The organism is Fodinibius sp. AD559 (genome assembly GCF_052712805.1).
This window is the reverse complement of the sequence record NZ_JBQPVW010000004.1, coordinates 178,217-191,050: the sequence shown is the minus strand read 5'-3', so window position 1 is coordinate 191,050 and position 12,834 is coordinate 178,217. Positions and strand designations below refer to the sequence as shown.

General features: G+C 41.0%; 10 protein-coding genes and 1 pseudogene. 5 read left to right on the top strand and 6 right to left on the bottom strand.

Going from position 1 to position 12,834, the window contains the following annotated elements; all coding sequences use genetic code 11:
• Positions 1–168: 168 nt before the first annotated feature.
• On the bottom strand, positions 169–1,371 hold the full coding sequence (locus ACQ4LT_RS08980; protein ID WP_445665697.1) for a hypothetical protein: 1,203 nt from the start codon (positions 1,369–1,371) through the stop codon (positions 169–171).
• A 238-nt stretch (positions 1,372–1,609) separates the two neighbouring features.
• Between ACQ4LT_RS08980 and ACQ4LT_RS08975 the strand changes: the two genes are divergently transcribed.
• Both ACQ4LT_RS08975 and ACQ4LT_RS08970 read left to right on the top strand, forming a co-directional pair.
• Positions 1,610–2,173, top strand: a complete 564-nt coding sequence (locus ACQ4LT_RS08975; protein ID WP_445665696.1) for an ECF-type sigma factor — start codon at positions 1,610–1,612, stop codon at positions 2,171–2,173.
• 17 nt (positions 2,174–2,190) lie between these two features.
• Positions 2,191–4,770: a tetratricopeptide repeat protein gene (locus ACQ4LT_RS08970; protein ID WP_445665695.1), complete on the top strand. Its 2,580-nt coding sequence runs from the start codon at positions 2,191–2,193 to the stop codon at positions 4,768–4,770.
• Positions 4,771–5,025: 255 nt separating this feature from the next.
• Here the strand turns inward: ACQ4LT_RS08970 and ACQ4LT_RS08965 are convergent, their stop codons facing one another.
• The gene (locus tag ACQ4LT_RS08965) at positions 5,026–5,886 is read right to left on the bottom strand and encodes a hypothetical protein (protein ID WP_445665694.1); all 861 of its coding nucleotides are present in this window, start codon (positions 5,884–5,886) and stop codon (positions 5,026–5,028) included.
• A gap of 183 nt (positions 5,887–6,069) precedes the next feature.
• Here ACQ4LT_RS08965 and ACQ4LT_RS08960 point away from each other — a divergent pair, with 183 nt between their 5' ends.
• The 3 genes from ACQ4LT_RS08960 (at position 6,070) to ACQ4LT_RS08950 (ending at position 9,800) form a co-directional block, all read left to right on the top strand.
• Entirely contained in the window at positions 6,070–6,255 is a 186-nt protein-coding gene (locus tag ACQ4LT_RS08960) for a hypothetical protein (RefSeq protein WP_445665693.1), read from the top strand.
• A gap of 118 nt (positions 6,256–6,373) precedes the next feature.
• Positions 6,374–6,937, top strand: a complete 564-nt coding sequence (locus ACQ4LT_RS08955) for an ECF-type sigma factor (RefSeq protein WP_445665692.1) — start codon at positions 6,374–6,376, stop codon at positions 6,935–6,937.
• 61 nt (positions 6,938–6,998) lie between these two features.
• Entirely contained in the window at positions 6,999–9,800 is a 2,802-nt protein-coding gene (locus ACQ4LT_RS08950) for a tetratricopeptide repeat protein (RefSeq protein WP_445665691.1), read from the top strand.
• A 109-nt stretch (positions 9,801–9,909) separates the two neighbouring features.
• Here ACQ4LT_RS08950 and ACQ4LT_RS08945 read toward each other — a convergent pair whose 3' ends face one another.
• The 4 genes and pseudogenes from ACQ4LT_RS08945 to ACQ4LT_RS08930 all read right to left on the bottom strand — a co-directional run bounded on the left by ACQ4LT_RS08945 (position 9,910) and on the right by ACQ4LT_RS08930 (position 12,781).
• A complete protein-coding gene (locus tag ACQ4LT_RS08945; RefSeq protein WP_445665690.1) occupies positions 9,910–11,085 on the bottom strand; it encodes a TolB family protein in 1,176 nt (391 codons plus the stop codon).
• A 42-nt stretch (positions 11,086–11,127) separates the two neighbouring features.
• A complete protein-coding gene (locus ACQ4LT_RS08940; RefSeq protein ID WP_445665689.1) occupies positions 11,128–11,526 on the bottom strand; it encodes a TolB family protein in 399 nt (132 codons plus the stop codon).
• Positions 11,480–12,397, bottom strand: a pseudogene (locus ACQ4LT_RS08935) (IPT/TIG domain-containing protein); the annotation flags it as partial. The gene ACQ4LT_RS08940 and the pseudogene ACQ4LT_RS08935, both read right to left, overlap by 47 nt.
• A 12-nt stretch (positions 12,398–12,409) precedes the next feature.
• Entirely contained in the window at positions 12,410–12,781 is a 372-nt protein-coding gene (locus ACQ4LT_RS08930) for an IPT/TIG domain-containing protein (protein WP_445665688.1), read from the bottom strand.
• Between the last annotated feature and the right edge of the window lie 53 nt (positions 12,782–12,834).

Here is a 12,834-nt window from a genome sequence, read left to right as displayed (position 1 = left end):
TAAAAGAGAAAAGTCTGCAGTGGTCGTCATACCACTGCAGACAAATATATAGCACGGGTATTATTTAATGTGCTTCTATCTCTCTATTAATTCTTTTCTTTCATTCTACGGGTCTCCAAAACGAGCTTATATCAACCGCCTTATTACTTATGATATTCATCATCTGCTTTAATTAGACTGGAAATCACGCCTGATCTCCATGGTTGTCTCTTCGGTATATGTTTTAAATCCAAGCGTATCGGCAGTTTCAGTTCGATTATATTCCCTGCGAGCAAGGACATCATCGTTGTCAGAAATCTCCTGCCAATTTTCAATTGCATATACATAGAAATTTTGATCTGATTCTGTTATTTGAGTAAGAGTAGGTGATGGTACCATTCCCCATATATATGAAAAGGCTTTAAACAATTGGGTTGATGTGCTATTATTATCATACGTAACCGTGCAGGTAGGCCGCGGTATTCCCCATTCTATAGGCCCTATATGCACTAACTCATTACCTTGATTAAGGCTATCAACCGTCCCATCATAAAACCGAGGAATATTAAAATCTTGAGGTCCAGGTAGTGCACAATCGATCTGTTGCGAACTTTCCGGGGCACGCACATCGTATTGCACCCATTTGACTTCACCCCTGCCCTCATAGATCTTTTTCTGATCATTATAAGTCAGTGCTACCTCTGCTTCTACCTCATCTTCTATAACAATGTCAGCTGTTCCTCCTTCAGGGGTATTAACTCCTTCCAGTGTTGTTTGCGATGTTAATACAAATTTAAGAGGGAACTTCTCTCCACAGGGACCAACAACTTCACCGATCTCAGGCTCAAATTTATCCATAGCCTTATCTATCGACTTCTTAAGTCCGCTTATATCGGGATCTGGGTCTTGCCCCTCTCGCTGGTTTTCGATTTCTGTGGTCGCTACATCGATATATTGCACAAAGACGGCCCAACCATCATTGCGCTTAAAAATCTTATAATTCAACCTCTTAATGGCCCCCTTCATATATCGATTCTTCTGCCTGCAATGGTCCGGGTTATCTTCTCTCCAACCTAAATTGGGGATAATATTTCCGTCCGGTCCAATATTAAAACGGACTCTGTAATCCCCTTCTATAATGTCAATTTCGGCGGAAACATAGTTATATAAACCAGGAATAGTATTCTTTGCCATACTTTTTCCGGCGGTAGAATCCTCTTCAGGAAGATTAAAGCCCCTTTCGCGCAGAACTTCTGAAACAGCCTGAACCACTTCCTCTTTAGATAGTTCTACTTCTTCTGTCGTTTCAGGTCCGGTGCTATCATCTCCGCACGAGGTAAACAACAATAGTATTATCATTAAGGATAACATCGTTGGCAGTAATCGTCTCATGATAAACAAAACTTTATTGCAGCTAATATTTCTCTACATAGCAACATGCGATACATCAAACAGAACTGGTTCAAATTTGAGTTTTGTTTACAACTGACCGAAAACCAAACACTCCTCATAAATAAGTTACACGAACTATTTTTTGTCGAACTATAACCTATTCTTGAATATCCCTTGACAAAGACATACGTTTCTTTGAGAGAACTGGGGTATAATTTTTTTGAAAAACCTATTACAGATGAGAGAAAAATCAGAGATTACCAAGCTCTTAATAAAAGTAAAAGAGGGATCAGAACGAGCTTATGAAGAACTTTTCCCTCTCATCTACAACGAGTTAAAACGTCTTGCCAGTTCTAAACTTAGAGATGAACGTGATGATATCACCGTTACCGAAACCGAGTTGGTTCATGAAGTTTACTTAAAAATGGTTGACCAAACCTGTATTGAGGCCAATGATAAAAATCACTTTTTGGCAATTGCTGCCCGATGCATGCGACAAATTCTGGTGGATCATGCCCGAAAAAAGAAAGCCGAGAAACGCGGCGGCGAACAAAAAAATGTTACCTATATCGACGAATTATTAAAAGCCCGTCAAGAGTCTGAAAAAATTATCAATCTCGATGAAAAATTAGGAGAACTTGCTCAACTGGATCAACGAATGGCTGATGTGGTAACACTTCGCTATTTCGGACAAATGACCGTTCATCAGACTGCCAAAGCGCTGGAGGTATCGGAACGCACCGTCAAACGCGACTGGGCCAAGGCCCGAGGATGGCTTTATAAGAAATTAAAAAAGGAATAATTCAGAAGTCTTCTCATATGGATCAACAGCAGTGGAAGAAAATTAATAATATTGTTGATACGGCTCTTGATCTTAGTGGAAAAGAACGACAAACCTATATTCAAGAGGAATGTAAAGGGAATGAGCAGCTCAAGCAGCAAGTTACTGGCCTCATTGCATCAATTGAGCAATCCGATACCGAAAACTTTTTGGAAGATTTCGAAGACTATCCCCGGCACCTTGCCCGGGAAATTTCGGAACAACAATCCCACAAGAACACCTCCTCTCTCATCGGCACTACAATAGGCAGCTACAAACTTATCGAGCTCATTGGGCACGGTGGTATGGGGTCAGTATTTCTGGCCGAACGCGCAGACAAGGCCTACACGCAAAAAGTGGCCTTAAAATTAATGCGCAGGGGCATGGATACGCCTTCAAATATTGCCCGATTTAAGCGCGAGCGACAAATATTGGCAAACTTAAATCATCCCAATATTGCTCGCTTGTTGGATGGAGGTATTACCAACGAAGGCCTGCCTTATCTCGTTATGGAGTTTGTGGAAGGCAAGCCACTTCTTGAATATTGCGATCAGCATCGTCTTGATATCAATGAACGGCTTAAACTCTTTCGATCTGTTTGCGAAGCCGTTCAACATGCACACAATAACGCCGTAATCCACCGCGATCTTAAACCCTCAAATATCATGGTGACTCCTGATGGAGCGGTCAAAGTTCTTGATTTCGGTATTGCTAAACTACTGGAACCGGAAGATCCTGGCACAAAATTATTTGAAACCCAAACCGGTGCCCGAATACTAACCCTCGGTTATGCAGCACCCGAACAAGTCGAGAATCAAGCTATCACTACAAAAACAGATATTTACACGCTGGGAATTCTGTTATACGAATTGTTCACCGGTGTTCATCCCTTTGATATGGGTGAGAAAGACTTTACTGAGATAGAAGATCTCATCCGCCACAAGCTTCCATCCAAACCTTCTGCTAAATTTCAAGACCTCGATCCTGTTAAGCAGCGCGAAAACGCCCGGCTTCGTAATATCTCTGGCGATAATCTGATAAATACATTACAAGGCGATCTGGATGCAATTATATTGAAGACCCTGCGCAAAGAACCCGAAGCTCGTTATGAGAGTGTAACTCAGTTATTAGAAGACCTGGACCGTAGAGAGCAAAATCATCCGATTATTGCACGCAGGGATACCTTTAGATATAAAACCTCAAAATTCCTTCGACGGTACAAAACACCGTTATCAACAGCAGTTGGCATTCTTTTAATTATTGCTGGAATTGTTATCTATTACTCCTGGCAAATTACTGAGGAGCGAAATATAGCTCAGACTGAAGCGGAAAAAGCTGAACAAGTCACTGCCTTTTTAACCGATCTTATTGAAAGCAATTATCCTGAAAATGCACAGGGTGATACTATTACCGTTCGGGAATTCCTTAATCAAGGATATGACCGCGTACAAAAACTTGACCAATCTCCCGAAATAAAAGCGAATGTTATGCAGGTTATGGCTCATACTTATCGGTCGTTGGGAGAGATTGACAAGGCCGCCCCTCTTATGCAACAGGTTGTGGAAATACACGACACTTTGAGTATACCTCCTGCAGAAAAGGCTGAAGCATACAATGTACAAGGTCTAATACTGCGCGATGAAGGGGATTTTAAAAAAGCAGAAAAAGCAATGGAGCGAGCTGTAGCTCTTTTCCAAAAAGCAGGAGAATCCGATACCGAAGAATACAGCAAACTCTTGGCCGACCTTGCTTACGTAAAACGCATAAACGCCAATTATGATGAAGCTCTATCAATGATAGAAGATGCCATTGATATTAAAAAATCTTTTTATGATAGCACACATATGCAGTTAGCAGAACCCTATTATATTTTGGCCTCGATACTGAGAAAGAAATATAACTACCAACAAGCAAAAAGATATCAAATTAAATCGCTGGATATCCTACAAACTAACATAGATGGCCCTCACCCCGGGAAGGCCAATAATTTAAATAATTTGGCTATTATTTATAAAGAACAAGACAGCCTAAACAAAGCTGCCACTCACTATCAAAAATCGCTTGCAATGTCAGAAAAACTATACGGAGAATCGCATCCGGATATTGCCACTATTAGCAGTAATTTTTCTAATGTACTGTTACAGCAGGGCAAAATTGACTCCGCTAAAAAAATGATGGAACAAGCATTACAAATTACCCGTAACGAATTGGGCAACACGCATCCCAAGATGGGAGAATATTTAAACGATTATGCAAACACTTTTAGAGAGAGAGGACCATATTCGAAGGCCGATTCGCTATATAAGCAGGCGCTATACATTCTCGAGAAACACTATCCTGACAACCATCCCAAAATCGTGGGCGTACTAAACAATAAAGCAGAAAACGCCTTTTACCGTGGAGATATAGATCAAGCAGAAAGTTTATTTCGAAAAGTATTATCTATCCGCAAAGAACGTTATGATTCTTCAGCTGAAGATATCCAAATACCCTTGCAAAAGCTGATTGATATACTTGAATCTAAGGGAAACATCCAAGAAGTAGATTCACTGCGAAATATTCTTTCTTCAACACAGTAAACTCTTTCGACAGACCAGCCAGTAGTTAATCAGTTATCATAAAAAGCCCGCAGCAGCTTTCATACTGCCACGGGTATGATTATTGTACGTATACTTTATAAATGTCTACATAGAACATGCGGAACGATGAGCGGAATGGGGACAAATCAAATTCGCCTATTTTGCAAAGACTTTTCAAAATAGATAAGCAAACTAAAAATGGGCTCCACTTTTACTTTAGAGCCCATTTCGAAGATATCTAATTAATCTTTACCGTTATTTATAGAAAGTATAATATTCGGCTACAGCTTCATAATCTGAGGTATCCAATTCACTGGGAAGAATGGCTCCTGCTTTCTGCTTTGTCTGGTCTTCAGTATTAGAAGCTTCAATACGCACAATTTCTATACGTTCATATTCCGCTCCTCCTCCGGATGATTCAATAAAAAATGCTGCATGATCATCATTGATATTTCCAGAACTAACAGAATATGTGGAATTTATACCCTCACCAGGTATAGAATAATACCTAAACGTAGAATTATTAAGGCCCCTGTCATTTGCTAAGTAAACTAACCAAGCACTATTCTTAAATTCAGTATTACTTATAGAAGGAACACTAAGGGTAAGAGAAGCTTGACTTCCAAAATCATGACCGGGATAGATATACCGAGTAACGTTGGCATTGCCATCAGCTCCTTTCAGGTTAATCGGAGATCCCCAACCCTGATCAGTCTTCGGACCATACAGCTCATAAGTGTCTTTATCCAAATAGTAGTCACCCACTGAACCTAGTGAAGAAGCCGGAGCACCAGTTCCTGAGTGAATCTGGCTTCCGTCTTCTCCATCTTCGCCTTGCAGTACAATGATGGGATTACCCCAGCCGCTGTCATCTTTCGGACCATACATTTCGCCGTTATCCGTATTCAAGTAGTAATCCCCATTAGATCCAACATCACTGCCGGGGGCTCCACTGCCCGAATAAATCATGCTGCCGTCTTCACCGGCCGGACCAACAGGGCCTTCCGGACCTTCGGGGCCCTGCGGACCTTCGGAACCGGCTGGTCCCTCACAAGCTATAAAAATAGACATAGAACAAATTAACAGTAGCGTCACTATTCGTGTTATTCGATGCATAGTTATTAATCGTTTTTTGGAATTAATGAATGCTGCATAGTAACATGCGTAACGGCAAGCGGAATGGGGACAAATTAATACCTATAAAAAAACTTAAACCACTTTTTTACTTCTTATTTGGCCTACTTTTACTCTGGATCTCGCATATACTAATAAAGGAGAAAGGACATTTTTTTAGCTTTCATGGATCAACCACGGTGGGAAAAAATAGAACCTATCATTGATGCAGCCTTGCGTATAGATCACCCAAGCAATAGAAAGATTTATATCGAAAAAGCATGCAGAAATGATAGCCTGCTTTATCAAGAGGTTACCTCTTTACTGGCGGCTATTCAAGAAGCTGAAGAATCAAACTTTATGGAACAGTAGGGAGTAAAACCGACTAATAATAGTCTGTGCTGTATATTGGTAATATTATTAGCTTTTATATTTTTTTATTAAAATTGATTCCTGGTTACCTCTTCAGATAATTATTAGTCCGTTAGTAATGACTAAAACAACCCGGGTTACGAAACTGTTACAAAAAGTTCAAGAGGGGTCTAAAGAGGCTTATGATGAGCTTTTCCCACTTATCTATAAGGAATTAAAGCGAATTGCTTACTCTAAGCTTAAAAAAGAACGGGATGATATAACGCTATCAGAAACTGCTCTCGTCCACGAAGTTTATATGAAAATTGTAGATCAGGATTCGCTTGCTGCCGAAAGCAAAAGCCATTTTATGGCAATTGCAGCCCGGTGTATGCGTGAGATTCTTATTGACCATGCCCGAGCAAAAAAACGAGAAAAAAGAGGGGGCAGTCAACGAGACATCACTTTTATTGATGAACTCATGGAGGCCCACCACCAAGCCGAAGAACTCATTGATATAGATGCAAAGCTGAAAGAACTTGCCCAACTAAATGAGCGCTTGGCTAAAGTCGTAGAATTGCGTTTTTTTGGGAAATTGCCAATTTATCAAGTAGCTCAGGTATTGGATGTTTCTAAAAGTACGGTGAAAAGAGATTGGGACAAAGCACGAGGATGGCTTTACAAGGAACTTAAAGAAGGGTAAGACTATATTCCCTCATCAATCCATATTTTACAATGACTATCATCAAAATCCACAAATAACAATGGACAGAGAAAACTGGAAAAATATCGAGGAGATTATCGATACAGCACTTACGATGGACCAATCTCAACGTAAAACATATATCGAAGAAAACTGTAAAGGAAGTAGTGAACTTAAGAGGCAAGCCATCAAAATGCTGGAAAATATTGAGCAAGCAAAGGCTTCAAACTATTTGGAAGATGACAAACAATACCTAGAGTTTGAGGCTTATTTTCCTAATTCGAATAAGCCTGCCGGTAGATCACTTATAGGCAATGAAATTGATGTTTATAAAATCACAGGCCTCATTGGCCACGGCGGTATGGGATCAGTATATACCGCCAAAAGATCTGATGAACTTTATGAGAAGCAGGTTGCCATAAAAATCCTGCATCGCGGTATGGACACCCCCTCGAATATCGCCCGGTTCCGTCGCGAGCAGCAGATCCTGGCTAAACTTAATCATCCCAATATTGCCCAACTACTGGATGGTGGAGTAACAGAAGATGGCCTGCCCTACTTAGTGATGGAATATGTGGACGGAATTCCACTCCATGATTATTGCGATACCCATCAACTTAACCTTGACAAACGAATAGAGTTGTTTAAATCCGTATGCCGTGCTGTACGGCACGCGCACTCCAATACCGTGATCCATCGTGACTTGAAACCCTCAAACATTTTAGTCACTGAAGATGGAACAGCTAAAGTGCTCGATTTTGGCATAGCCAAACTACTGGAACCGGAAGATCCTGAAACCACCGTTTTTAAAACTCGTACCGGATCCCGGATATTTACACTGGCTTTTGCAGCACCCGAACAGATCGAAGGCACAAATGTAACCACAGCAACCGACACTTACGGGCTGGGACTTTTACTCTACGAATTACTGGCAGGAATTCATCCCTTTGGGTTAGAGGATAAAAATCTGTCAGAAATCGAAAACCTAATCGTTAATCAAACTCCAAATCGACCTTCAGCAAGGCTTGAAAGTCTTCCATCAAAAAAACAGGAACATATTGCCCAAAAACACAATACCACCCCATCTAGCCTCATCAAACTACTGAAGGGCGACCTTGATGCCATCATAATGAAAGCCCTCCGCAAAGAACCAGAGGCGCGCTACCGTTCTGCCGAACAGCTGTTGGAAGATTTGAACCGCCGTGAGCAGAACCTGCCGGTAATAGCACGGGAAGATACCGTTCGCTATAATATCTCAAAGTTTGTACGCAGGCACAAGACAGGTATTTCTGTAGCCGTCGGATTTCTGTTACTCATTACCGGCTTTGCAGGGTTTTATACCTGGCGCATTGCCCACGAACGAGATCAGGCACATTTCGAAGCAGAACGAGCTGAACAAGTCAAAGAATTTATGCTTGGTATATTCGACGAAACCAATCCTGAACTGGCAGGCGGTGCAATTAAAGATCTATCCGCAAAACAGTTATTGAGCTCTGGCATTGAAAAAGTCGAGCAAGAACTTAGCGATCAACCCGAAATGTACGTAGAACTGATGGCCAGTATAGGAAGAGCACTTACCAATTTAGACGCTTTTGATGAGGGTGAAGAAGTTCTTAATAAAGCACTTGAAAAAAGTGCTGAATTTTATGGACAGAATAGTTTAAAGACAGCCAATATTTATGGGAATCTTGCTGTTTTGAAAAATTCGGCACGTGATCCGAGTATGGCTACCAGCTATATTAAAAAAGCGATTGCCATTATTGAAGAACAGCCAGGATCTAATGAACAAGACCTGGCCAATAAATACTCAACCTTTGGATTTTCAAAAGCATTGCAATCCAAATATGACACCGCCAGAACCCTTTTCTTAAAAGCAGAAAACCTTTATGTGGCTTCAGGGAATGGGAATACAGTCTCTCGGTTTACAAATTCAGAAGACCTTGCTGAAGTCCAAGTAAGACTTGATGAGTATGATCTGGCAGAAAAAAACCTTACCAATGCCCTAGATTTTTTTAAAAACCACTATGCTGGTCCTCACGATAATAATATTGCAGAAGCTAAAAGTACCTTGGGTGACTTATATCATAGAATGGGGGCATATAAAAAGGCAGATAGTTTATTACAACAGGCACTTGAACTAAAAAAAGAACTTTTGGGACCAGAAAACTCAACTATAGCTAGTACTCATCAAACGCTCGCATTAAACTATAGATTATTAGGAAATTACGATAACGCTTTCCATCATATTAAAAAAGCCATAGAAATCAATAAAAAGATTCATGGGGAACAGAGTTATACTTATGCTCAAAGTATAACCAATCTCGCGCTTTTTCATTCTGAGACTAAAAACTACGACCAGGCTTTATCAATGTTTGAACGCTCTATAGAAATAAAAGAAACTATTTTAGATAAAAATCATACCTCTCTAGCTATTGCCTATTATAATTATGCTGACATATTGAAAAAAATTGGAAGACTACAGAAGGCGAAAACTTTATTCGAAAAAGCTTTAGAAATAGACAAAATTAATTATGGGACAAACCATTCAGATATTGCAATTGACTTAAATAAACTGGCTTCAGTTTTAACAAAAATGGGAAATTATTCAAAGGCCGACTCCCTGTTTAAGCAGGCGCAACGTATTTATTCAGAAACATTGCCAAAAGATCACTATAGAATAGCAGAAAGCCTTGTTGAACATGCAAAATTACACATCCGCTATAGGAATTATTTAAAGGCAGAATCAAAACTTTTAGAAGCAATAAAAATATACCAAGCTAACTTTGACACACAGGATGAACGTATAAAAGAAGCCAAATCTCTTCTAAAAGAATGCCGTAGCAAAATGGATACCAATGGGTAGCATCAATTAAAAAATATAATTATCGCCAATATGGCCCCGGTCGTCAATTAAAAACAAAATCTCATAAGTTCAAACACTCATTGGAGATTATCTGAATTAGAATGTACCGCTACTCGATCGGGCTCCAAGTGGGAAACTGATCATTTGAAGAAGAGCTATTAGTAATATTTGTGGGTTGTCCACTGCCATCTGCATTGATAAAATAGATTTCATACCCTCCTTGTGACATGTTTCTGTCATAAATAATTTTCGAATCATCCGCCGACCATGAAGGGTTAAAAAGGTTGCGGGAACCATCATATACCAGTTGCTCATCTGAACCATCAGCATTAATGGTGTAAATATCTCCATCACGACTAAACACCAGTTTTTGCCCGTCATGCGACCATCGTGCACCGCCAACATTTTTGGTGGCAGACGTTAATTGAGTAAGTCCTGTTCCATCGCTATTTATTGTATAAAGGTTAAAAGCATCATCCGGCCTACTCCGGAAAACAATTTTATCGCCGTCGGGTGACCAGTCTGGATAATCATCTCCATAGGTATTATCAGTAATTTGTTCGATGTTTGATCCATCTGCATCGGCGATATAAAGTTCAAAATCACCATCTCGGCCACTGCCAAAAAAAATTTGTGACTCGTCGGGTGACCAGCTACCCAGGCCTATATCTGCATCTGAAATTAGCTTTTTCTGCTCACTACCATCGGCATTCATCCTAAACAAGCCATCCTTGGGAAAGTTGGTATATAATATTTTAGTTCCATCTGAGGAAATATCTCCAATGTAAAAAATTCCATTATTCGTTAACTGCCTTACGTTATTACCATCTTCATCCATCACGAAAAGCTCATACATATATGGATCAGCATCCCGATCACTTTGAAAAAGTATTTCGTTCTTTAGTTGTGCCTCACATTCAATATCAAAAGTAGTAGTGGTAGTATCCTCGGCAGTCACAGAAACATCTCTGGGGTTCTCACCGCTAACGCTACAGTTAGAGGCAATGCCCGAGAGCTCTACCTCGGCACTACCTTCAGAAAGATCAGGGAGAACAGTGCTACCATTAGGGTCTATGCTGGAGCTTACATTGGCAGTAGCTACAGTATAACCGTCGGAGTCAATATCATCACCCGTGGTGTTAGTCGTAACTTCTATGGCCCCGGTCGTCGGTTCGGATTCTTCAGGACTATGAGGATTTTCAGGACCGGTGGGCCCGTCACTGCCACCGCAGGAAATTAACGCTATTGTTATAATCATGAGGATTGCTCGTTGTAGTTTCTTCATAACGATGTATTATTGGTTCTATTGATGATTTATTTTGTGAATTCATTGTGATGCAGGTCCCCAGTATGGATGACTATTTACCACATCCGATCGCTCGATGAGCGTAGGCGAACCGGTGCCATCGGCACTCATTACATATATATTGTTATTTAACTCAAAAGCGATTTGTTGGGCATCCGGAGACCAGCTCGGGCTTAACTCTTGTTTGCCGGGATTGGTTGTTAACTGTTTTTTATCATCGCCCGTTGGTGACATCGTCCAGAGATCTGAACTTTTTCTAAATAAGATACGATCTCCACTCGGTGACCAGACCGGTTCCAATTCGTAAGAGTTATCGGCATTTGTTAAAACATTCAGGCCAGTACCATCCGGGGTAATGGTATATATTACATACTCAGAGTGGTAATTCGCGGCTCGGTGAAAAGCAATTTTTTTTCCCATCCGGCGACCAGCTTGGTGACGAAGCATCAAAATCACTATCCGTTACCTTCTGCAGATTACTACCATCAACATTGATCGTGTATATTTCCTTGTTTTGATTCCGATCATCGGTAAAAACCAGTTTCGTATCATCGGGTGACCATGCCGGATCTTGAACATAAGAGTCAAAATTAGTTACCTGCTGCACATTATTGCCAGTCACATCCATTACATACAAGTTTGTTTTCGTACCTCTATCACTTACAAAAGCAATCTTTTGCCCATCATTTGAAATAGCAGGTTTAAAATCACCGGCATCATTATCCGTCAACTGTTGCACATTGGTACCATCAGAATCCATCAGAAAAATCTCGTCATCCCCATCCCGAGTGCTGGAAAAAGCAATTTTACCTGTAGTGGTAGCTTCACAAAGCACTTCAAAAGTGGTAGATGTCGTATCACCGGCAATGATGTCCTCAGTTCGTGGGTTAGAACTCTCCAAACTACAGTTGGAAGCCAAGTCACTTAGTTCAAGCTGATAGCTACCTTCTTCCAACCCTCTATAATAAAGGGTATCATTAATTGCGATAGTTGATCCACTGCCACCATCCAAGCTAATTGTATATCCGTTATCGTCCAGATCGTTTCCGGTAGTTTCAGTAATTACTTCCATGGTTCCCTCAGGAATCACATCAAAGTCGGGACCGGTCGTAGATTTTTGCCCTGCCGTTACCTCAATTGGTCCGTCTGTGGCCCCTTGGGGTACCTCTGTGACTAACTGAGTTTCGGCAGCACTTTTTACGCTGGCTGCTGTACCGTTAAAACTAATGGCGTTTTCTGAGGCCGTGGTTGAAAAATTCATACCCTTAATAGTCACCTCGGTACCGACCGTACCGCTGTCGGGTTAAACAGAACTAATCCCAGGGGCTTTTGCTTCTACAGTGAAATTCGGCCCACTGGCGGTTTCCTCATTTACCGTTACCGATACCTGCACCGAACCGGTACTAATACCTTCCGGCACGTTGGTCTGAATCTCGTCTTGGGTTGCACTGGCAATCGTAGCCAAACTCTCACCAAATAATACGCTCATTTCTCCTTCCGGCTGAAATCCCGTTCCTCTGATCGTTACCGAAGTTCCGGGAGGACCACTCTCGGGCTGCAGGGATGTAATCTCAGGATCAGGCGTACCGTTGCCAGTAGGTCCATCATCCCCACCGCAAGAAATTAATGTTATCATCGTGATGAATAGGACAAATATTGGGATTAATCGTCGCATAGTCAGTTTTTTTGGATGAATACTATCTCTCTCTACATACATTTTGCGATACA

Coding starts and splice junctions, on each gene's coding strand:
- ACQ4LT_RS08955 (WP_445665692.1), top strand. CDS start 6,374: ATGACTAAAACAACCCGGGTTACGAAACTGTTACAAAAAGTTCAAGAG.
- ACQ4LT_RS08950 (WP_445665691.1), top strand. CDS start 6,999: ATGGACAGAGAAAACTGGAAAAATATCGAGGAGATTATCGATACAGCA.
- ACQ4LT_RS08980 (WP_445665697.1), bottom strand. CDS start 1,371: ATGAGACGATTACTGCCAACGATGTTATCCTTAATGATAATACTATTG.
- ACQ4LT_RS08940 (WP_445665689.1), bottom strand. CDS start 11,526: ATGGGAAAAAAAATTGCTTTTCACCGAGCCGCGAATTACCACTCTGAG.
- ACQ4LT_RS08970 (WP_445665695.1), top strand. CDS start 2,191: ATGGATCAACAGCAGTGGAAGAAAATTAATAATATTGTTGATACGGCT.
- ACQ4LT_RS08930 (WP_445665688.1), bottom strand. CDS start 12,781: ATGCGACGATTAATCCCAATATTTGTCCTATTCATCACGATGATAACA.
- ACQ4LT_RS08965 (WP_445665694.1), bottom strand. CDS start 5,886: ATGCATCGAATAACACGAATAGTGACGCTACTGTTAATTTGTTCTATG.
- ACQ4LT_RS08960 (WP_445665693.1), top strand. CDS start 6,070: ATGGATCAACCACGGTGGGAAAAAATAGAACCTATCATTGATGCAGCC.
- ACQ4LT_RS08945 (WP_445665690.1), bottom strand. CDS start 11,085: ATGAAGAAACTACAACGAGCAATCCTCATGATTATAACAATAGCGTTA.
- ACQ4LT_RS08975 (WP_445665696.1), top strand. CDS start 1,610: ATGAGAGAAAAATCAGAGATTACCAAGCTCTTAATAAAAGTAAAAGAG.